Origin of the sequence: Nonomuraea sp. H19 (assembly GCF_052068215.1) — a bacterium.
Taxonomy (GTDB): Bacteria; Actinomycetota; Actinomycetes; order Streptosporangiales; family Streptosporangiaceae; genus Nonomuraea.
Genome location: NZ_JBQHCV010000019.1, coordinates 172,512 through 191,782, shown reverse-complemented (window position 1 = coordinate 191,782; position 19,271 = coordinate 172,512). Strand labels below are relative to the sequence as shown.

Here is a 19,271-nt window from a genome sequence, read left to right as displayed (position 1 = left end):
CCGTCATGGAGATCTTCATCCTGGCCTTCTTCGCGCTCGGCTACCTCGTGCTGGCCGGGGCCGACATCGGGGTCGGCATGGCGCTGCCGTACCTGGGGCGTTCCGCCGCCGAGCGGCGCGAGGTGATCGCCGCGATCGCGCCGTTCTTCCTGGGCAACGAGGTGTGGCTGGTGGCGACCGCCGGGGTGCTCGCGGGGCTGTTCCCCGAGCTGGAGGGTGAACTGCTGAGCGGCAACTACACGGTGGTCGTGTCGCTGCTGCTGGCATGGGTGATCCGGGACATGGGACTGTGGCTGCGAGGGCGGCTGCCGGGGACAGGCTGGCAGGCGTTCTGGGACGGCGCGATCGTGGCGGGCAGCTGGGGGCTGGCGCTGAGCTGGGGGCTGCTGATCGGGCACGTGCTGCTCGGCCTCCAGGGGCCGGCCGCCGCGCTGCCCGCACTGGTGGTGGCCGCGCTGTTCGGCACGCACGGGCTGGCGTTCGCGGCGCTGCGGCTGCGCGGGGCGCTGCGGGCGCGGGCGGCCGTGCTGTCGGGCGGCGCCGAGGAGGCCCGCACGTACGCGCTGACCTCCGCGGCACTGGTGGCCGTCGGGGTGCTGGCCGGGCTGCGGCTGCCCCTGGAGGCGGGGACCTCGGGGGCGCTGCTGGTGCCGGTGATCATGACGATGATCCCGCTGCTGGTGGCTTCGCAGGCGTGGGTGTGGTGGACGTTCCGGCACCGGGTGAGCGGCCCGTCCTACCTGTGAGCCCGCGGGCTCCCGGATCAGCGCCGTCCTCGGCTGGGCGCTCGTGCAGGACCACATGGCCCCTTGACGGAGCCCGTACCCGCTACATCGCCTTGGCCGAGGCGTCCTCCGGGGGCAGCTCCGGGGGCGAGGCGCGCAGCCAGCGGCAGCCGTGCGGGCCCAGTGGCACCCGTACCGTGCTCTCGGCCGAGACCTCGAGCGTCTCGTCCACCAGCAGATCCGTCAGGTAGCAGCGCTCCAGCCCATGCAACGTGAGCTGCACGTCCACGGCCGTGTCGCAGAAGTTGTGCGCGATCACGACGGTGGCGCCGTCGACGTCGCTACGGTGCGCGAGGACCGCTTTGTGGCCGCTGTCCAGCACGGTGTACTCGCCCCACGCCAGCTCTGGACACTCCCGGTAGCGCTCGATCAGGAGCTGGAACCAGCGCAGCAGCGAGTTCGTGTCCCGCTTCTGGTCGGCCACGTTGACCCGGTCGGGGGCGAAGGAACCGGCCGCCATCTCGCGTACCGGTTCGGCCTGGCTGAAGCCGCCGTCCTCCGACCACTGCATCGGGATGCGTACCGCCATGCGGCCTTCCTCGTCCAGGTTCTCCCCCATGCCGATCTCCTCGCCGTAGAAGATCACGGGCGTGCCGGGCATCGAGAACAGCAGGCTGTAGGCCATCTTGATGCGCCGCAGGTCGCCGCCGAGCATGGTGGGCAGGCGGCGGCGCAGCCCGCGGCCGAAGATCTGCATGTCCTCGCGCGGGCCGAACGCGCGGAAGATCTCCTGCCGCTCCTCCTCCGTCAGCTTGTCGAGGGTGAGCTCGTCGTGGTTGCGCAGGAAGATGGCCCACTGGCAGTCCTTCGGCGGCTTGGGGCGCTCGCGCAGGGCGGCGGCGAGGGGCGCGGCGTCCTCGCGGGCCATCGAGAGCCAGGCCTGCTGCATGCCGATGAAGTCGAAGCACATGGTGATCTGGTCGCCGAGGCCGTCGCCGAAATAGCGGAGCAGCTCCTTGTACGGGACGTTGACCTCGCCGAGCAGGATCGCCCCGCCGTTACGCCGCATCATGAACGCCCGCAGGTCCGCCAGGAACTCGTGCGGGTTCGCCAGTTTCGGATCGATGTTCTCGATGAGGAACGGCACCGCGTCCACCCGGAACCCCGACAGGCCCAGCTCCATCCAGAACCCGAGGATGCGCGCGATCTCGTCCTTCACCTCGGGGTTGCCGACGTTCAGGTCCGGCTGGTGCCGGTAGAAGCTGTGCAGGTAGTACTGGCCCGAGCCCTCGTCGTACTCCCAGAAGCTGTTCTCCTTGTCCGGGAAGGGCACCTTGCTCGGGTCGTCCGGCTCGGGCGTGTCGGACCAGACGTACCAGTCGCGGCGCGGCGAGTCCTTGCTCGACCGCGCCTCCTGGAACCATGGGTGCTGGTCAGAGGTGTGGTTGACGACGAGGTCGGCGATCACGCGCAGGCCCCGGTCGTGGGCGGTCCGCATGAACTCCACAAAGTCGCCCAGCGTCCCCAATCGCGGGTCGATGCTGTAGAAGTCGGTGATGTCATATCCGTCGTCCCTGTTGGGGGTGGGGAAGAACGGCATGAGCCAGAGGCAGGTCACGCCCAGCCCTGCCAGGTAGTCGATCTGCTGTGTCAGCCCGCGGAAGTCGCCCACGCCGTCATCGTTGCCGTCCTTGAACGTCTCCACGTCAAGGCAGTAGATGACCGCGTTCTTCCACCACACGTCGGAGGTGTACGTGAGTCGCATGCGTGCTCGCTACCCGTGACCGGCCCCGCTACCCCGACGGCGCCGTCGATTCGGCCGGATGCCGTTCGTGTAACTGCTGGAGAAAGGAGTCATCTGCGATGTCGTTCACCGAAGAGGAGATCGCCTACCTGCGGTCACAGCCGCTCGCCCGGCTGGCGACCCTGTCCGACGGGGAGCAACCCGACGTGGTGCCGGTCGCGTTCGAGTACGACGGGACGTGCTTCTGGGTCGGCGGCACGGGCGAGACCGTCCTGCGCACCCGCAAGTTCCGCAACCTGCGGGCAGGCCACCTCAAGGTCGCCCTGGTCGTCGACGACATGGTGTCGTTCGACCCGTTCATCGCGCGCGGCATACGGGTCTACGGCCGGGCCGAGCCACCGGTCGAACGGGCCGGGATGGTGGGGCCCGGCTTCTATGCCCGCGTCACGCCGACCGAGTCCTGGAGCTGGAACATGGCGGGCGAGCCGGTCGGCGAGACCTGGTACGAGTCCCGGCAGGCCGTGCATGTCTGAGCCTTGGACCGATCCATATGCGAGCCCTCTGAAACCGGCCTAGCATCCCGGGGTCGAGAGCCGCCGCCGCGAAACCATGGCCACGGACGCGGCGGCGGCCGATTGCCCCATCAGGCAAATCAGAGGAGCAACGTGACGATTTTAGTAACGGGTGCGACCGGCAACATCGGCCGTCGCGTGGTGGACGGGCTGGTGGGAGCCGGCCAGCGGGTACGCGCCATGGTGCGCGATCCGCAGTCGGCCCGCCTCCCCTACGGAGTGGAGCCGGTGCGAGCGGACTTCACGCGGCCGGAGACCTGGCCGGGCGCGCTGGACGTGGTCGAGCGGGTCTACCTGTTCCCATTCGCGTGCGGGACCGGGTTCGTCGAGCAGGCCGCCGCGGCAGGCGTCCGCAGGTTCGTGGTGCACTCGGCCGCGGCCGCCGGGTTCGCGCCGTCCGACGACCCGAGCGCGCTGGCCCGCCACCTGGAGGATGAACGCCAGGCCCATCGCGGGCTGGAGCTGGAGGTGGAGGCGACCGGCAGGGAGTGGACACACGTCCGTCCCGGGCTGCTCGCCGCCAACGCCCTCGGCTGGGTGGAGCGGATCCGCGCCGAGCGCACGGTACGCGAGCCGTACGGCCGGTCGGGCTATCCCTTGGTCCACGAGGCGGACGTGGCCGAGGTGGCGGTGGCCGCGCTGCTGACCGATGACCACCTCGGCGCGGCGTACACGATCACGGGCCCGGCCAAGGTCACCCAGGCCGAGCAGGCGGCCGCGATCGGCGCCGCCATCCGCGCGGAGGTGCGCTTCGAGGAGCTGACCCCTGCTCAGGCCCGCACGCAGTGGCTCGCGGACGGGTATCCGCCGGAGGTCGCCGACTGGCTGATCGAGCTGCTGGCCGCCGCGGTGGACGGGCCTGGGGCGCTGCCACCGACCAGGACGTACGAGGAGATCACCGGCCGCCCGCCGCGCACCTTCGCCCGGTGGGCCCAAGACCACGCGGCGGACTTCCTCGGGGAGGCGGCATGACCATCCTGATCACGGGGGCGACCGGCGTCGTGGGCCGGCGAGTCGTCGCGGAGCTGCTGAAGGCGGGCCGCCACGTCCGCGCCCTGACCCGCCGCCCCGCCACCGCCGCCCTGCCCAGCGGGGTCGAGGTGTGCGAAGGCGACCTGGAACGTCCGGAGTCCCTGCGGGCGGCGCTCGCCGGTGTGGAGCGGCTGTACCTCTTCCCGGTGGCGCATGCCGCCGCCGAGGTCGTCGCGCTGGCCGTGGAGTCGGGGGTGCGGCGGATCGTGGACCTGTCGGGTGCCGGGGCCGAGGACGAGGCGTTCGAAGACGGGTACCACGTGGTGGAGCGGGCCGTGGAGGCGTCGGGCCTGGACTGGACCCACGTCCGCCCGGGCGAGTTCGCCGGCAACTGGCTGGACTGGGCGCCGTCGATCCGCGCCGGCCGGGTGGTGCGCCGCCCGTACGGCGGTGCGGTCACCCAGCCCACGCACGAGGCCGACGTCGCCGCCGTCGCCGCCACGGTACTGATCGAGGACGGCCACGCGGGCCAGGCCTACACGTTCGCCGGGCCGGCGGCGCTCACCGTTGCCGAGCAGGTCGAGACGATCGGCAAGGCTCTCGGGGAGCGGGTGCGGTTCGAGGAGCAGGACCCGGCTACGGCGCGGGAGCAGTGGATCCGGGACGGGTATCCGGCTGAGGTCGTCGACTGGCTGTTCGGGATGTGGGCGGAGGCGGCCCGCGCTCCCGCCCCTGTCAACGAGGAATGGGCTGCCGTCGTCCCCCGCCTCACGGGCCGGCCGGGGCGAACCTTCGCGGAGTGGGCCGCCGAACACGTGGGGGCCTTCAGATAGTCCCCGGCGGACCATCTCCGGTGAGCTGCGGCATGACCTCGGCTGCGATCCACTCCATCGCCTTCTCCGCATGTTCAGCCGCGGTGGGCAGCCACACGGTGCAGGCGGTGAGCCCCGCCTCGGTGAGCCGCCCGAGGTCGTGGGCGACGCTTGCCGCGGTGGGCGCCGCCCCGCCGAGCGGCCGTCCCGGTGCCGGCGCCGCTGCGGGGATGCCGGGTGGGGTGAGGAATTGGGCCGAAGCGAGTGTCAGGCGGTCGGCATCCTCTGAGTCCGCGGCGAGTTCGCGCAGGCGGCGGCGCACGTCGGTGACCTCCGCGGCGTCGGCGCCAGTGCCGTACCAGCCGTCGCCGAACCGCAGGACGCGACGCAGGGCGGCGTCGCTGCGGCCACCGACCCACACGGGAGGGCCGCCGGGGGTGACCGGCGGCACTCCCAGGTGTGCGGCGCGCAGTCGTGTGAACGGCCCGTCGAAGTCAGCGGGCCGCTGCGCCCACAGGACCTTGGCAGCCGCGAGGTGGTCGTCGGTGCGTGCGCCGCGTTCCCGGACGGGTACGCCGACGGCGTCGAACTCATCCGGGTTCCACCCGGTGCCGACGCCCAGGACCAGGCGGCCTCCGGACACGACGTCCAGGGTGGCCGCCTGGTTGGCGAGCACCAGCGCCGGATAGTAGGGCGCGACGAGCACGGATGTCAGCAGTCGCAGGCGCGTCGTCGCGCCTGCGACGGCCGCCAGCAGGACGAGTGGGTCGGTGTCGAGGCCGAAACCGCTGTCCAAAAGGCGGTTGCCGATGGCGACGTGGTCGAAGCCCAGGTCCTCGGCATGGCCTGCGGCGCGGAGCACGGCGGTTCCGTCGTCGAGCGGCCAGCGCGGCTGGAGGGAGACACCGAGGCGCAGCAGGGGCATGGGAGGGCCTTTCAAAGGGGTCTGAGAGGGGATCACCCAGTTTGGCGGAACTCGGCGCGTGGAGGCCCGTGCTTCAGAGGAGGGTTCCGCCGGTGACCTCGAACTTGTTGAGGGCCTCGTCGATTCTGGCCAGGGTGTCCGGGTGGAGGGTAAGGTCGGCGGCGGCCAGGTTCTCCTCGATGTGGGACGGGGTGCGACTGCCGGGGATCGCCACCACGTGCTCGTCCTGGTGCAGGAGCCAGGACAGGGCGAGCTGGGCCGGGGTGATGCCCAGTTGGGCGGCCAGGGACCTGATGGGGGCGTAGCGGTCGTTGTTGGCCGCCAGGTTCTCCGCCGAGAAGCGGGGGGCGTTGTGGCGGAAGTCGTTCTCGCCCAGCGACTGCACCGTGCCCGTCAGGAATCCCGTCCCCAGAGGGCTCCAGGCGACGATACCGACGCCCAGCTCCCGTGCGGTCGCCAGGAGGCCGGGGTCCACGGGCCGCCACATCGACCACTCGTTCTGTACGGCCGACACCGGGTGCACGGCATGTGCCGCCCGCAGCTGCCCGGCCGTCACGTTGGACAGGCCGATGTGCTTGATCAGGCCGTCGCGCACCAGGCCGGCCATCGCCCCCACGGTGTCCTCGATCGGCACGCCCGGGTCCGGGTAATGCAGGTAGTAGAGGTCGATCACGTCGGTGTCCAGGTTGCGCAGGCTGCGCTCCGCGTAGCGGCGGACGAGGCGGGGGTCGGCGTTCACGTGCAGCTCGCCGAACGCGTACCCGACCGGATGCGGCCGACTCGGCTCCCCCTCCGGGATCGCCAGGCCGAACTTGGTCGCGACCACCACCTCGTCCCTGCGGCCCTTGATCGCGCGGCCCACCAGGCGTTCGTTGTGGCTGTCCACGCCGTACGCGTCGCTGCTGTCCACATGGGTCGCGCCCGCGTCCAGGGCCGCCTTGAGCGCCGCCTGCGCGCGGGTGTCGTCGATGTCGCCGTAGATCCCCGGCGACAGCACCATCGCGCCGTAGCCGATGGCGGGGACCTGCAGGCTTCCAAGTTGGCGTGTCTTCATAGGACAGATCATGCTGCGGTGGGTGCGCGGCGTCCAAGACCCTTTGTTATAACCAGTGGTTATGGACGTGCATCTGCGGGAGTTGCGGTATTTCGTGGCGGTGGCCGAGGAGCTGAACGTGACGCGGGCGGCCGAGCGGTTGTTCGTCTCCCAGCCTGCGCTGTCCAAGCAGCTCAGAGTGCTGGAGCGGCAGCTCGGGTTCCGGGTGTTCGAGCGGACGCCCAGCGGGGTGACGCTCACCGGGCAGGGCGAGGCGCTGCTGCCGATCGCCCGCGACCTGCTCGGACGGTGGGCCGCCGGGGTGGAGACGGCGCGGGCGGCGGTGCCCTCGGGGACGCTGGTGATCGGCATGCAGACGGCCGTGGGGCGAGGGTTGCAGCAGGAGGCCCTGCGGCTCTTCCGTACCGCGATGCCGGGGTGGGAGGTGTCGTTGCGGCTGGTCGGCTGGGGGGATCCGAGCGGCGGGCTGGCCGACGGCAGCTCCGATGTGGCGTTCATCTGGCTGCCGGCAGCGCCGGGGCTCAGCACGTACGTGCTGGCCACCGAGGACAGAGGGGTGGCCATGCCGGCCGACCATCCCCTGGCCGGGCTGGCGAAGGTGCCGTTCGCGGCGCTGCGCGACGAGCCGTTCATCGCGCTGCCCCCGGCGGCGGGGCCGCTGCGGGACTTCTGGCTCGGGCGCGACGCCCGGGACGACGAGCCGGTCGTCGGGGTCACCGCCAATACGCCGGAGGAGGTGTTCGAGGCCGTGACCAGCGGGCTCGGCGTGGTGCTCGTGGCCGAGGGGAACGCCACGCTCTACAACAGACCCGGCATGGCGTACCGGCCGGTGGCCGGGCTGCCCCCGGGGGAGCTGGCGATCGCGCGGCGCGAAGGGGATAAGAGGCCACAAGTCATGGCATTCATCGACGCATTGCGCAGCGTCGCGACTAAGGTCTGACGCGACATCGGATCCGCAGAAGGGCGACCCATGAGCGACTACGCGATCACCTTCGACCTGATCGACGCCGACCACGACGGCCGCATCTCCGCCGTCGAGCTCGTACGGCTGATGGAGGTGCTCGGCCAGCCGGTGACGCTGGAGGCAGCACAGGAAGGGGTGCGCAGGCTCGACAAGGACGGCGACGGGCTGATCGACGCGGAGGAGTTCGGCGCGTTCCTTCAGAAATGACGGAAACAAGCATTTGCTACAAAACCTCTGCCGCCTACGTCACAATGGCGACAGGAGGGACGATGGCCATCAAGAGTGACAGCAGCGAACGCCGCCGTACATCTGCGGACATCGTGACACCGCTCAGGACGGGCATCGGACGGCTCTCCGAAGAGGTGGTCAAGGAGATCCAGGCCCGGATCCCCGAGTACGCCCGAACGGGTGACGAGCTCTATGCCAAGGCCCTCAGGATGGCGGTCGAGCAGGCCATCGAGGGCTTCCTCGACAGCATCGAGAACCCGGCCGCTCCCTGGGACCCCGATCCGTTCCGCATGATCGGCAGGAGCGAGGCCGCCGAGGGCCGCAACCTGGAGCCGCTCCAGAGCGCGATGCGGCTCAGCGCCCGGGTCGGCTGGCGCCGGCTGACGGAGCTGGCCAGGCCGCTCGGCCTGTCCCCCGAGTCGCTGTACGACCTGGGCGAGGCCATCTTCGTCTACCTCGACCGGCTCGCCGACGCGGCGGCCGAGGGCTTCGAGGAGGCCAGGGCGCACACGGCCGGCGAGATCGAACGCCGCCGCAGCCGCCTGCTCGACCTGCTCCTCAGCCAGCCGCCCGCCAGCGCCGAGGCGGTCGCCGACCTGGCCAAGGCGGCGGGATGGCGACTACCCAGGACGGTCGCCTGCGTGGCCCTCGACGACCAGCCGGGCCCGCCTCCCGCCGCCGCGTTACCCGGCGGCACCCACACCCCGCCACCGCAACCCGGCAGCGCCCACACCCCGCCGACACGACCCGGCAGCGCCCATGCCCCTCCGGCGCCGCCCGGCAGCGCCCATGCCCCTCCGGCGCATTCCGGTCACTCCCCTGCACAGACGCCTTCCGGAGCGGGCTCCACTCCGGCGAACGCCGGCTCCCGGCGGGACTCCGGGCGCGCCGATGGGCGCGCTGACGGGCGCCGTGGCCGCGCCGAGCCCCGCCCTTACCGTGCACCCGCTCTGCCGCCCGACGTGCTGGTGGGTCTGGAGCGGCCCGTGCCGTGCCTGCTGGTGCCCGATCCGAACGGACCCGGCCAGGCGCAGATGCTCCACCAGGCCCTGCGCGGGCGCCGGGCCGCCATCGGACCCCCCGTGCCGCTGGCCGCAGCCGCGACCTCGCTGCGGTGGGCGCAGGAGTCTCTGGAGCTGTCCCGGCGCGGCGTGCTGCCGGGCGGGCTGCTGCGGTGCGAGGACCACTTGGCCACGCTGGTGGTGTTCAAGGACGAGGAACTGGTCAGCACGCTGACCGAAACGCGTCTCGCGCCACTCGCCCACCTGCGGCCCACGCAGCAGGACCGGCTGGCGGAGACGTTGCTGGCCTGGCTGCGGTACGGGAGGGGCGCCGGCGAGGTGGCGGCCAAGCTGCACGTGCACCCGCAGACCGTGCGCTATCGGCTGCGGCAGCTGGAAGAGCTGTACGGCGACCAGCTCGCCGACCCGGACATCCGCTTCGAGCTGGAGATCGCGCTGCGCGCCCGGCAGGCCGTCATCGGGGCAGCCGGGAAGCGCTGAGGACGGACGCGCGTCGCTCAGAGCATCACGCCATGCCGGGCCGCCCGTGGGGCACGCGGCCAGCCCCTGGGGGCGGGCCGCGTGTCCGGTGAGATCTCGCGGGACGTTCAGGCGGTGTGCAGGTACACCTGGCCGAAGACCTCCGACAGGTTCTTCAGGTCGGTGGCCAGGTCGACCTCGGGGTTGGCCGGGTCGTAGATGGTGGCCAGCCGGGCGCGTACCGTGCCGAGCTTCTTGAGCTGCTCCCAGGCGGCGTTGCTCGCCCACTTCTCCCCGTACACCCGGTTGACCTGGCCCTGGTCGTTCTGCCAGCGGGTCCACAGGGTGACCGTCTCGGCGGCGTCGTCCTGGAGCGGGGTGGCGATGCGCTCGGTGATGGCCTTGGTGGCCTGCTCCTCGGTGAGCTGGGAAGCGCCGGCGGCGGCGAAGCCCGCGTCCTCGGCGGCGATCTGGGCGTAGGCGTCCCAGGCGCGGGCGCGTACCTGGATCCACTGGTTGCGCTGGGCCTGGGCGGGGTCGATCTGCCAGGTCGTGTACGCGGTGGCGAGGTGGCCGTTGTCCAGGGCGAGCTGATCGAGGTAGCCCTTGGCCAGCCAGGCGCCGATGCGCTCCGGGTCGGCCAGCGGGTGCTTCTTGGTCATCTCGGCCTTGCACTCATCGTTCGCGCCGCAGCCGAGCAGCGGCACCAACGTGTGGGCGGCCAGCTTCTTGCCCGGCGCCAGGGTGCGCAGTGCGGTCGCGGTCTCGGCGACGAACTTGTCGAGCTCGTCCGCGGTGGCGAAGGTCTGGTTGTAGCCGAGCTGCGAGGTGAACCTGATGCCCACGACGCCGGGCTGGGCGGCGGCCAGTGCGGCGATCTTCTTGGCGGCCTCGGCGAGCTTGCCTGCCTTGTAGTCGTCGGCCAGCTCCGTCTCGATCCAGACGCGCATGTTCGTCTGGGCGAGGGTCTGCGCGGCCTTGCCGGCCGGGGTCTCCTGGGCGGCGGTCTTCTCAGCGGCGGTGATCTCGCTGGGGTCGACGTAGCACTGCTCGCCGTTCTGGCACTCGGGGGTGCCGCCGTCCTCGGCGCCTTCGACGTCCGGCTCCCCGACGTCGTGCATCTCGCCGTCGCCTTCGGAGTCGGTCGCGCACTCGTTGCCCGGCTCGGCGCAGTCGATCCCGATCGGGTCCATCGGGCCGGAGTCGATCATGTTCTGGCCGTCGTTGTCGAGCCAGAACTTCGCGATTTCCGCGGCTTCCTCAGGGGTGGCCATCCACCGGCAGACCACGTACGCCGGGGTGTCCTCGGCCATCAGGTCGTTACAGCTCCTGGGGTCGTCCTGCGACCACGCCGGAACGCCGATGCCCAGGAGGGAGAGCGTGAGTCCGATGACGAAGAACTGCCGTAACCGCCGTCGCATGGCACCTGTACTTCCCGGGGGTGATCGTGGGCATATGCACAATATCTGGACGATCAACGACGTTCAATGAAATCGACGGCTTGTTCACGCCATTCTCGACAGCGAGTCACTTACGACTCCACTTCCGCCCACATCCACCCGGAACCATCGGCATTGGGCCGCACCACCCTGGTACGCCCCTCCGTGACCTTGACCCATCGCGGCCCCTCCTCCTCTCCCTTCCTGGTCGCGGGCGGGGTCGCGTAGGGGTGCCTGCGGAGTGGCGCGGCGTCGCCGGACCCGTGCGCGACCGGCAGCGGCACGGGATCGGTGTCCGCACCGAAGACGGCCGGCCGCCCGTTGAACGTCACCACCGGACCGCCCTCGTCGACCGGCACCACCGGACCCTCCACCGCCGCGGGCAGCGCGATGGGCCGCTCCCGAGCCGTGGGCAGCGCCCGGGACGCGGCGACCAGGGCCACCCCGGCGACCGAGCTCACCAGCACCACCCAGGGCAGCGTGGCGCGGAGGTCGTCCAGCACGACGGCCGGCCCACCGACCACCGCCCGGTGCGCGTCCGGAAGGCCCTCGGCGAAGTCCCGGGCCACGGCCTCGGCCACCCGGCGGCTCTCGGCGGCGGCGGGCAGCACCCGGTGGTCCACACCGCCGGCCATCGAGTCCACGCCGCCGAACGACCCGAGCAGGACCGGTGCCCCCAGCGACACCAGCACGACGGTCACGGCGGCGGCGTGCGCCGGCGGCCGCCGCAACCCACGCGGCACGGCCGCGCCCGCTCCGCGCATCGCCAGCGCGGCGGGCAGCACGATGAGCGCGGACCCCGTCGCGACCAGCGCCGCGGCCGCCCCGCCGAGCCCGATCGAGCGCAACACCGGCTGCGTGGACAGCAGCAGCCCCAGCAGCGCGATGGCCACCGCCGGCCCGGAACACGCCACGACCCGCCCGGCGGTGGCCATCGTCCGCGCCACGGCCTGCTCGTTCGACGCCCCGTCGCCGATCTCTTCCCTGAAGGCCCTGACCACGACCATCGAGTAGCTCAGGCCCAGCCCGAACCCCAGCGCGGTGACGACGCTCAACGACAGGACGGTGACCTCGGTCAGCGGCGCCAGCCCGCCGAGCACCGCCAACAGCCCCACGAGCAGCGGCGGCCCGGCCGCCACCAGGCCCCCGAACACGACGACGAGCAGCGCCAGCAGCGCGACGGCCGCCGCGAGGGCCGGCTCGACGGCGCTCCGGTCGTTGAGCGCCGCCAGCAGCGGCACCGCCCCGCCGACCTCGACGTGCAGGTTGCGGACCCGTTTGAGCCGGTCCGCGATCGCGGCGTACCCGGCCTGTTTCTCGCCTTCGAGCGTGACCAGCGCGTACGTCGCGTGCCCGTCCTTCGACACCATCCCTTTCGCCCCGGTCGTCCAGTACGTCGCCACCTCGCGCACGTACTCGCCCGGCAGCCGGCGCAGCGAGTCGTGCACCGCCTTCTTGTATCGGGCGTCCCTGGCCTCGGCCGTCGGGTGCCGGTAGAGCACGACCACGTCGGCACCCGCCATCGCCACCCGCCCGGGCAACTCGAGTGCCGGCAGTGCGGCGAGCACGGCCGCCGCCAGGCTCAGCACCAGCAGCGTCCGCCTGCCGCGATAGATCAACCGGCCGACAGACTCAAACAAGCCGGGGTCCCCTCCGTGTCGGCTTCAGGGACCTAGCAAATTACGGGAGAAGGGGGCCGGGATTCTTGCCAAACCGCGGCACATTCCGCGTTCGGTCTTGTTGCCGGATGACAAGAATATTGGGGCGACAAGCCTTGAGAAGGACGGCAGAATAGCAGGGTTTGACCGTTTTACAGGGGGTTCTCGCCGGTGCAAAGCTATATACGCGATCTCGGTCTGCTCCGGGATCGCCAGTTCGCGCTGTTCCTGTCCACCAGGACGATCTCGGTCCTCGGCAGCGCGTTCGTGCCCGTGGCACTGGCGTTCGGCGTCCTCGGCCTGCCCGGCGCGGACGCGACCACGCTGTCCGTGGTGCTCACCGCCGAGGCGCTACCGATGATCGTGTTCATGCTGGCCGGCGGCGTGATCGCGGACCGGTTACCGCGGCAGCGGGTGTTGATGGCCGGGGACTTCCTGATGGCGGCGGGGCTCTTCGCGCTGGGGGCCATGCTGCTCACCGGCTGGACCCCACTGCCCGCACTCGTCGCCGCGGCGGCGGTGACCGGGCTCGCCTCTGCGGTCACGTTCCCCGCGTTGCAGGGGATCATCCCCGAGGTCGTGCCGCTGGACCGGCTGCAGACCGGCAACGCGCTGCTCGGCCTGGGTGCGAACGCCTCCCGCGTGGCCGGGGCGGTGCTGGGCGGCGGCACGGTGGCGCTGGTCGGCGGCGGCTGGGCACTGACGGCGAGCGGAGTGATGTTCGCGGCGGCGGGCGTGCTGATCACGCTGCTGCGGCTGACGCCCGGCGAGCGGCCCCAGGGCGAGCAGCACTCGGTGCTGGCCGATCTGCGCGACGGCTGGCGCGAGTTCCGCTCCCGGCAGTGGCTGTGGGTGGTGGTCGCGCAGTTCTCGCTGCTGGTCATGGCCATCCAGGCGGGGCACGGGGTGCTCGGCCCGCTGTGGGCGAAGGAGAACCAGGGCGGCCCGCTGGCCTGGTCGGCGTTCCTGGCGGGCGAGGCCATCGGCATGATCGCCGGGGTGCTGTTCTCGATCCGGCTGCGGCCCAGCCGGCCGATCCTGGTGGCGGTGCTGCTCTGCCTGCCCACCGCGCTGCCGTACGTGCTGCTCGGGCTCGACGCGCCGCTGTGGGCGATCGTCGCGGGGGCCTTCCTGCTCGGCGTGTGCTTCGACGTGTTCGGCGTGCTGTGGCAGACGACGATGCAGCGGGAGGTGCCGGCCGAGTCGCTGTCGCGGGTGAGCTCGTACGACATGCTGGGGTCGCTGATGTTCGGGCCGATCGGGCTGATGCTGGCGGGTCCGGCGGCGCGCGTTTTCGGGACGGAGCAGGGGCTGCTCATCTGCGCCGCCATCATCGTGCTGTGCACGCTCGGCGCGCTGCTCGCCCCAGGGGTGCGCAACCTGCGCGCGCCGCGACTGGAGCCGGTTCAGGTAGAGGCGAAATAGGCGTTGGCCCTGGGCTGGAACATCAGCGTCACCGCGCCCAGCACGGCCACCAGGTGCAGGACCCGGCTGGTCGCGAACACCCAGCCCATGGCGTCCATCCCGGCGACGGCCTCGGCGATCGAGCCGCCGTCCAGCAGCCAGCCGGCGGGTTCGATCACGAGCGAGAGCGTGCCGAACCCGCCCAGCGCGACGGCGAGCGTCCAGCGCGCCCAGTTCCGGCCACGCCTCATCCGCAGTGCCAGGAAGATCACGCCCGCGAAGACCGCCAGCCGGAACCCCACGCCGGGCAGCAGGCCCGCGACCGTGGAGGTGCCCTCCACCAGCTCGCGAATGACCATCAGCACGGCTTCGAAGGCCCCGAACGCGACCGCCGACCACCAGAGCATGGCGGCGGCGTGCACGACGGGTGGCGGGCTGGTGGGCGGCAGGCCGGTGCTGCGGAGATCGGTGACGGCGCTCATGGCGGAGCCTCCATAGGTGCGGGGGTCGCGCCTGACACCGAGCGTCAGGCGGTACACCTGAAGTCTCCGCCGCAGCCCCTTCCCGGTCATGCCCGCCGTCCCCCCAGCTCAGGTGGGGTCAGCCCTACCTCGCAGGTCAGACGATGATGAGCCGTACCACGACGCCCGCGCAGTTGCCGGCCACGCAGATGCGTACCGGGACCTCCGAGATGCCGGGCGCCGCCGGGACGCCGCCCACGTGGCCGTCGGGGCCGATGGTCACGCCCTTGGGCAGCCTGGCGTGATCGGTCACGGTGAAGGTGGGGACCACGCCGGGCGGGCCGCCGTTGATGCCGATCTCGCCGTCCAGCGGCGTGCCGTGCCGGCCGGGGAAGGTCAGCTCGCGCGGCTCCCAGGCCACGTAGCGGAGCACGACGAGGGTGATCTCCTGCTCCTGGCAGGACTGGCCGGCGCAGAGCTGGACCGGGGCGACGTACGTGCCGGAGCGCTTGGGCGTGCCGTACAGCCTGCCGCTCTCGTCGAGCTTGACCCCCACCGCGAGGTAACCGGGGCGGAACCCGACACCCTTCGCGGTGGGGGTCAGCCGCCGGCTCACCTCGATGCCCTCGGTGACGTAGATGGTGTCCTCGACCAGGCGGTCCTCCGCGGGGTTGAGCGGGGTCTGGCGGGACATGTTGGCGATGGGGGCGGAGATCGTCGGCACGAAACAGGCCAAGGCGCACATGATCAATCCGGCGAGCACGAACACCCACCTTTGCCGCATCCTTGACCCCCCGGCTCTGCTATCCCGGTACGTACCCTCGTCAGCGTGTGTTCATGGCCTCACTTCGCGGTTCATGGCCTCACTTCGTGAGGCGGGCTCGGTCGCCAGACGCCGCCGCCTTCCCCCGCTCTGGTCGCTACGCTCCCGCCGCTCCTCCAGGCGACGGCACTCCCTCGCGGCGTCACTAGATAATCGTTTGCATGGCCGCTGAATCCGCTCAGACCCTGGAGCGCGGGCTTCGCCTGCTCCGCCTGCTCGCCGACGGTAAGGACGGCCGCACGCCGACGGAGCTGAGCGTCGAGTTGTCGCTGAGCAGACCCGTGGTCTATCGGCTGCTGACGACGCTGATGAACGAGGGCTTCGTGCGCAGGGACGCCGAGGGGCGGGTGCACTTGGGGTTCGGGGTGCTCGTGCTGGCGCAGGCGGTGCAGCCGCTGCTGCGGGCGGCCGCGGTGCCGACGCTGCGGCGGCTGGCCGAGGAAGTGGGCGCGACCGCCCACCTGACCGTGGCCGAGGGCGATGACGGGCTGGCCGTGGCGGTGGTCGAGCCGTCGTGGACCTACATGCACGTGGCCTACCGCGAGGGCGCTCGCCATCCGCTCGCGAAAGGCGCGGCGGGGCAGGCGATCCTGGCGCTGCGTGAGGGGCGGCACGACTACTTCGTCACGGAGGGGCAGTTGCAGGAGGGTGCGCGCGGGGTCGCCGCACCAGTTACCGGGTTGCCGTGGTTGGAGGCGTCGGTGGGGGTGGTGACGTTCGGGCCGCTGGAGGAGTCCACGGGGCCGCGGGTGGTGGAGGCCGCCGCCGAGCTGTCGGCTGCGCTGGGTTGACATCCGCTGACCGATAGCAGACGGTATTTGCATATAGAGGACGCTCCCGTCCGTTAATCGGACAGGGATGGAGGGGTGGATGCCGTACTATCGCGTCGTCGGAGAAGTGCCGCGAAAACGGCACGTGCAGTTCAAGCGGCCGGACGGCGGTCTCTACGCCGAGGAGCTGATGGGCGAGGAAGGCTTCTCGTCCGACTCCTCGCTGCTCTACCACCGTTACCTGCCGACCGCGATCGTCAAGGCCGAGGCGGTCACGCCCATGACGGAGACGCGGCTGGAGCCCAACCTGCCACTCTCGCCCCGTCACTTCCGCGCCCAGGAGCTGTCCAGCGCCGGGGACCTGGTCGGCGGGCGCATGCTGCTGGCCGGCAACGGCGACGTCCGATTGTCGTACGCCACCAGCGACCGCCCGAGCGACCTCTACCGCAACTCCATGGGCGACGAGTGCGTTTACGTACAAGCGGGCAGCGTCCGCTTCGAGTCCACCTACGGCGTGATCGAGGCCGGGGAGGGCGACTACATCGTCATCCCGACCGGAACGATCCACCGGTGGGTGCCGAACGGCCAGGTCAACGTGCTGGCCATCGAGGCGTCCGGGCACATCAGGCCCCCGAAGCGCTATCTGTCGCAGTACGGGCAGTTCCTGGAGCACGCGCCCTACTGCGAGCGCGACCTGCGCGCCCCCGCCGAGCCGCACGTCGTCGAGGGTGCGGACGTGCCGGTGCTGGTGCGTACGCGGGGCGGGCTGACCAGGCTCGTCTACCGCAACCATCCGTTCGACGTGGTGGGCTGGGACGGCTGCCTCTATCCGTACGCGTTCAACATCCGCGACTTCGAGCCGATCGTGAAGAAGACGCACGCGCCGCCGCCGGTGCACCAGACGTTCGAGGGGCCCGGGTTCGTGGTGTGCTCGTTCTGCCCTCGGCCGCTCGACTACCACCCCGAGGCCATCCCGATCCCGTACAACCACCACAACGTGGACTCCGACGAGTTCATGTTCTACGTCGGCGGCGACTACTCCGCGCGCAGGGGCTCGGGCATCGACGTCGGCTCCATCTCACTGCATCCGGCCGGGTTCACGCACGGGCCGCAGCCGGGCGCGGTCGAGGCGGTGATCGACGCGGTGGCTCGGGGCGTCACGACCACGAGCGAGACGGCGGTGATGGTCGACACGTTCCGTCCGCTCGACCTCGGCCAGGGCGCGCTGTCCTGCGAGGATCCCGACTACGCCTGGACGTGGGCACGATGAGCGTCTACACGGCACTGGTGGACGACGCGGGCTTGTTCCCGCCGACGTCCCTGCACATGGACGACGCGCTGGCACGCCACCAGCGCGACCTGGAGAGCGGCCACCCGGTGCTCACGCACCGTTTCCTGTGCCCGGCCAGCCGGCTCGACCGGCTGCGCGGCATGGACTTCCGGCCGCGGCGGATCGGGCTGATCGTCGACCTCACGGAGTTGCCTCCCTTCGACGACCTGCCCGTGGACTTCGTCGAGGCGGCGCTGCCCGCGGGCACGACGATCGAGGAACTGGAGGGCAAGCTGGCCCTGCCCGACGGGGTGCGGCTCTTCGCCGAGGTCGCCCCGGGCAAGCTCGGCATCAGCGTGCCCGACGGAGTGGGGCTGAAGGTGCGCTGCGGCGGCCTTTCCGCCGAGGCCTTTCCACCGGCGGAGCATCTGGGGCTGTTCATCAGGTTCTGCGTGGAGCACGATGTGCCGTTCAAGGCCACCGCCGGGCTCCACCACGCCATACGCCACTTCGACCCCTCGCTCGGCGTGGACCGGCACGGCTTCCTCAACCTGCTGCTCGCGGTCTGCGAGGCCGTCGAGGGGCGCGACCCCGTGCCCGTGCTGCGCGCCACCGACGTGGGCAATCTCGTACGCCTCGCGCAGGCCATCCCCGAGGACACCGCGAACCATGCCCGGCGGCTGCTGGTGAGCTACGGCTCATGCAACACCCACGCGCCCATCGAAGATCTGCGCACGCTCGGACTGATCGAGGAGATTCCGTGACCGACCACAGCTGCTTGCTCTCAGGACCCGCGAAGGAGCGCCTGTGAGCTGGGGAGTGGACAACCTGCCCTACGGGGTCTTCTCCCCTCCAGGGGAGTCGCCGAGGGTCGGGGTGCGGTACGGCGACAGCGTGCTCGACCTGACCGCCGCGCTGCACGACGAGGTGTTCGCCGCGCCTTCGCTCAACCCGTTCCTGGCCAGGGGCCGCGCCGCCTGGCACGACACCAGGACGCTGATCCAGAACAAACTGACCGGCGACCTCTCCGTGACCGAAGGGCACCTGATCCCGCTGGAGCAGGTGACGCTGCACCTGCCGATCGAGGTCGCCGACTACGTCGACTTCTACTGCTCGATCGACCACGCGAGCAACATCGGCAAGATCTTCCGTCCCGACGCCGAGCCGCTGCTGCCGAACTGGCGGCACCTGCCCGTCGGATACCACGGCCGGGCGGGCACGGTCGTCGTGTCCGGCACGCCGGTCAAGCGGCCGCGCGGGCAGCTCCGGGCCGGGGTGTTCGGGCCGTGCGCGAAGCTCGACATCGAGGCGGAGCTGGGGTTCGTGGTCGGCGTGCCGACCGAGCTCGGCACGTCTGCCGGGGCGTTCGAGGAGCACGTGTTCGGGGTGACGCTGGTCAACGACTGGAGCGCGCGCGACATCCAGGCATGGGAGTACGTGCCGCTCGGGCCGTTCCTGGGCAAGTCGTTCGCCACGTCGATCTCGCCCTGGGTCACGCCGCTGGAGGCGCTGCCCAGGATCCCCGGGCGGACCCAGGATCCGCCGCCCGCCGGCTACCTGCGCAGACAGGACGACTGGGGGCTGGACATCACCCTGGAGATCCTGCTCAACGGGGAGGTCGTGGCGCGGCCGCCGTACCAGAGCATGTACTGGACGCCCGACCAGATGCTCGCGCACATGACCGTGAACGGGGCGTCGCTGCGCACCGGAGACCTGTTCGCCAGCGGCACGATCTCCGGGCCCGAGCGCGGCGAGCGCGGCTCGCTCATCGAGCTGACCTGGAACGGGACCGATCCCATCAAGCTGGCGGGCGGCGAGACGCGCTCCTTCCTGGAGGACGGGGACACGGTGACCATTCGCGCCACGGCGGGTGACCTGACATTGGGGGAGGTGTCCGGAACCATCCTATAGGTGACTCAGCGTGCTCGTCCGCTGACCGAACGCTACCCTGGGATACCCCATCCCTCGG

The 19,271-nt window shown here is 71.3% G+C and carries 19 protein-coding genes; 12 read left to right on the top strand and 7 right to left on the bottom strand.

Annotated features, from left to right (window positions below; all coding sequences use genetic code 11):
• Positions 1–5 precede the first annotated feature (5 nt).
• On the top strand, positions 6–746 hold the full coding sequence (locus tag ACTMTI_RS36065) for a cytochrome d ubiquinol oxidase subunit II (protein WP_441125162.1): 741 nt from the start codon (positions 6–8) through the stop codon (positions 744–746).
• 82 nt (positions 747–828) lie between these two features.
• On the opposite strand, the gene ACTMTI_RS36060 is transcribed toward ACTMTI_RS36065, so the two are convergent.
• Complete coding sequence (locus ACTMTI_RS36060) at positions 829–2,490, bottom strand: alpha-amylase family protein (RefSeq protein WP_441125161.1); 1,662 nt, start codon at positions 2,488–2,490, stop codon at positions 829–831.
• 98 nt (positions 2,491–2,588) lie between these two features.
• On the opposite strand from ACTMTI_RS36060, the gene ACTMTI_RS36055 reads away from it, so the two are divergent.
• The 3 genes from ACTMTI_RS36055 (at position 2,589) to ACTMTI_RS36045 (ending at position 4,846) form a co-directional block, all read left to right on the top strand.
• Positions 2,589–3,002, top strand: a complete 414-nt coding sequence (locus tag ACTMTI_RS36055) for a PPOX class F420-dependent oxidoreductase (protein WP_441125160.1) — start codon at positions 2,589–2,591, stop codon at positions 3,000–3,002.
• Positions 3,003–3,134: 132 nt separating this feature from the next.
• Entirely contained in the window at positions 3,135–4,013 is an 879-nt protein-coding gene (locus tag ACTMTI_RS36050) for an NAD(P)H-binding protein (protein WP_441125159.1), read from the top strand.
• The gene (locus ACTMTI_RS36045; RefSeq protein ID WP_441125158.1) at positions 4,010–4,846 is read left to right on the top strand and encodes an NAD(P)H-binding protein; all 837 of its coding nucleotides are present in this window, start codon (positions 4,010–4,012) and stop codon (positions 4,844–4,846) included. Before ACTMTI_RS36050 ends, ACTMTI_RS36045 begins: the two co-directional genes overlap by 4 nt.
• On the opposite strand, the gene ACTMTI_RS36040 is transcribed toward ACTMTI_RS36045, so the two are convergent.
• Positions 4,839–5,750 (bottom strand): TIGR03619 family F420-dependent LLM class oxidoreductase, encoded by a 912-nt coding sequence (locus ACTMTI_RS36040; protein ID WP_441125157.1) that lies wholly within the window; start codon positions 5,748–5,750, stop codon positions 4,839–4,841. The genes ACTMTI_RS36045 and ACTMTI_RS36040 overlap by 8 nt on opposite strands.
• Positions 5,751–5,823: 73 nt before the next feature.
• A complete protein-coding gene (locus ACTMTI_RS36035; protein ID WP_441125156.1) occupies positions 5,824–6,804 on the bottom strand; it encodes an aldo/keto reductase in 981 nt (326 codons plus the stop codon).
• Between the two features lie 61 nt (positions 6,805–6,865).
• Here ACTMTI_RS36035 and ACTMTI_RS36030 point away from each other — a divergent pair, with 61 nt between their 5' ends.
• The 3 genes from ACTMTI_RS36030 to ACTMTI_RS36020 all read left to right on the top strand — a co-directional run bounded on the left by ACTMTI_RS36030 (position 6,866) and on the right by ACTMTI_RS36020 (position 9,498).
• On the top strand, positions 6,866–7,744 hold the full coding sequence (locus tag ACTMTI_RS36030; RefSeq protein WP_441125155.1) for a LysR family transcriptional regulator: 879 nt from the start codon (positions 6,866–6,868) through the stop codon (positions 7,742–7,744).
• A 30-nt stretch (positions 7,745–7,774) separates the two neighbouring features.
• Entirely contained in the window at positions 7,775–7,975 is a 201-nt protein-coding gene (locus tag ACTMTI_RS36025) for an EF-hand domain-containing protein (RefSeq protein WP_441125154.1), read from the top strand.
• A 62-nt stretch (positions 7,976–8,037) separates the two neighbouring features.
• Positions 8,038–9,498, top strand: coding sequence for a helix-turn-helix domain-containing protein (locus ACTMTI_RS36020; RefSeq protein WP_441125153.1), 1,461 nt, complete (start codon positions 8,038–8,040; stop codon positions 9,496–9,498).
• Between the two features lie 107 nt (positions 9,499–9,605).
• Here the strand turns inward: ACTMTI_RS36020 and ACTMTI_RS36015 are convergent, their stop codons facing one another.
• Together ACTMTI_RS36015 and ACTMTI_RS36010 are read right to left on the bottom strand one after the other, a co-directional pair.
• Complete coding sequence (locus ACTMTI_RS36015) at positions 9,606–10,898, bottom strand: hypothetical protein (RefSeq protein WP_441125152.1); 1,293 nt, start codon at positions 10,896–10,898, stop codon at positions 9,606–9,608.
• A gap of 110 nt (positions 10,899–11,008) precedes the next feature.
• Complete coding sequence (locus ACTMTI_RS36010; protein ID WP_441125151.1) at positions 11,009–12,556, bottom strand: MMPL family transporter; 1,548 nt, start codon at positions 12,554–12,556, stop codon at positions 11,009–11,011.
• 189 nt (positions 12,557–12,745) lie between these two features.
• Between ACTMTI_RS36010 and ACTMTI_RS36005 the strand changes: the two genes are divergently transcribed.
• Positions 12,746–13,999, top strand: coding sequence for an MFS transporter (locus ACTMTI_RS36005; protein ID WP_441125150.1), 1,254 nt, complete (start codon positions 12,746–12,748; stop codon positions 13,997–13,999).
• On the opposite strand, the gene ACTMTI_RS36000 is transcribed toward ACTMTI_RS36005, so the two are convergent.
• Together ACTMTI_RS36000 and ACTMTI_RS35995 are read right to left on the bottom strand one after the other, a co-directional pair.
• Positions 13,981–14,460: a hypothetical protein gene (locus ACTMTI_RS36000; RefSeq protein WP_441125149.1), complete on the bottom strand. Its 480-nt coding sequence runs from the start codon at positions 14,458–14,460 to the stop codon at positions 13,981–13,983. The two genes, ACTMTI_RS36005 and ACTMTI_RS36000, sit on opposite strands and share 19 nt — an antisense overlap.
• 136 nt (positions 14,461–14,596) lie before the next feature.
• A complete protein-coding gene (locus ACTMTI_RS35995; protein WP_441125148.1) occupies positions 14,597–15,202 on the bottom strand; it encodes a hypothetical protein in 606 nt (201 codons plus the stop codon).
• A 221-nt stretch (positions 15,203–15,423) separates the two neighbouring features.
• On the opposite strand from ACTMTI_RS35995, the gene ACTMTI_RS35990 reads away from it, so the two are divergent.
• From ACTMTI_RS35990 to fahA, 4 genes are all read left to right on the top strand, one after another.
• The gene (locus ACTMTI_RS35990; RefSeq protein ID WP_441125147.1) at positions 15,424–16,053 is read left to right on the top strand and encodes an IclR family transcriptional regulator; all 630 of its coding nucleotides are present in this window, start codon (positions 15,424–15,426) and stop codon (positions 16,051–16,053) included.
• Positions 16,054–16,132: 79 nt separating this feature from the next.
• Positions 16,133–17,302, top strand: a complete 1,170-nt coding sequence (locus ACTMTI_RS35985) for a homogentisate 1,2-dioxygenase (RefSeq protein WP_441125146.1) — start codon at positions 16,133–16,135, stop codon at positions 17,300–17,302.
• Positions 17,299–18,066: a hypothetical protein gene (locus tag ACTMTI_RS35980; protein ID WP_441125145.1), complete on the top strand. Its 768-nt coding sequence runs from the start codon at positions 17,299–17,301 to the stop codon at positions 18,064–18,066. Before ACTMTI_RS35985 ends, ACTMTI_RS35980 begins: the two co-directional genes overlap by 4 nt.
• A 43-nt stretch (positions 18,067–18,109) precedes the next feature.
• Positions 18,110–19,213 (top strand): fumarylacetoacetase, encoded by a 1,104-nt coding sequence (gene fahA / locus ACTMTI_RS35975; RefSeq protein ID WP_441125144.1) that lies wholly within the window; start codon positions 18,110–18,112, stop codon positions 19,211–19,213.
• The last annotated feature ends 58 nt before the right edge of the window (positions 19,214–19,271 follow it).

Excerpts from the sequence above, each read along its gene's own strand:
- ACTMTI_RS35980 (WP_441125145.1), top strand. The coding sequence starts at position 17,299 with ATGAGCGTCTACACGGCACTGGTGGACGACGCGGGCTTGTTCCCGCCG.
- ACTMTI_RS36035 (WP_441125156.1), bottom strand. The coding sequence starts at position 6,804 with ATGAAGACACGCCAACTTGGAAGCCTGCAGGTCCCCGCCATCGGCTAC.
- ACTMTI_RS36030 (WP_441125155.1), top strand. The coding sequence starts at position 6,866 with ATGGACGTGCATCTGCGGGAGTTGCGGTATTTCGTGGCGGTGGCCGAG.
- ACTMTI_RS36015 (WP_441125152.1), bottom strand. The coding sequence starts at position 10,898 with ATGCGACGGCGGTTACGGCAGTTCTTCGTCATCGGACTCACGCTCTCC.
- ACTMTI_RS36065 (WP_441125162.1), top strand. The coding sequence starts at position 6 with ATGGAGATCTTCATCCTGGCCTTCTTCGCGCTCGGCTACCTCGTGCTG.
- ACTMTI_RS36000 (WP_441125149.1), bottom strand. The coding sequence starts at position 14,460 with ATGAGCGCCGTCACCGATCTCCGCAGCACCGGCCTGCCGCCCACCAGC.
- ACTMTI_RS35985 (WP_441125146.1), top strand. The coding sequence starts at position 16,133 with ATGCCGTACTATCGCGTCGTCGGAGAAGTGCCGCGAAAACGGCACGTG.
- ACTMTI_RS36045 (WP_441125158.1), top strand. The coding sequence starts at position 4,010 with ATGACCATCCTGATCACGGGGGCGACCGGCGTCGTGGGCCGGCGAGTC.
- ACTMTI_RS36020 (WP_441125153.1), top strand. The coding sequence starts at position 8,038 with ATGGCCATCAAGAGTGACAGCAGCGAACGCCGCCGTACATCTGCGGAC.
- ACTMTI_RS36060 (WP_441125161.1), bottom strand. The coding sequence starts at position 2,490 with ATGCGACTCACGTACACCTCCGACGTGTGGTGGAAGAACGCGGTCATC.
- ACTMTI_RS35990 (WP_441125147.1), top strand. The coding sequence starts at position 15,424 with ATGGCCGCTGAATCCGCTCAGACCCTGGAGCGCGGGCTTCGCCTGCTC.
- ACTMTI_RS36055 (WP_441125160.1), top strand. The coding sequence starts at position 2,589 with ATGTCGTTCACCGAAGAGGAGATCGCCTACCTGCGGTCACAGCCGCTC.
- ACTMTI_RS36040 (WP_441125157.1), bottom strand. The coding sequence starts at position 5,750 with ATGCCCCTGCTGCGCCTCGGTGTCTCCCTCCAGCCGCGCTGGCCGCTC.
- ACTMTI_RS36025 (WP_441125154.1), top strand. The coding sequence starts at position 7,775 with ATGAGCGACTACGCGATCACCTTCGACCTGATCGACGCCGACCACGAC.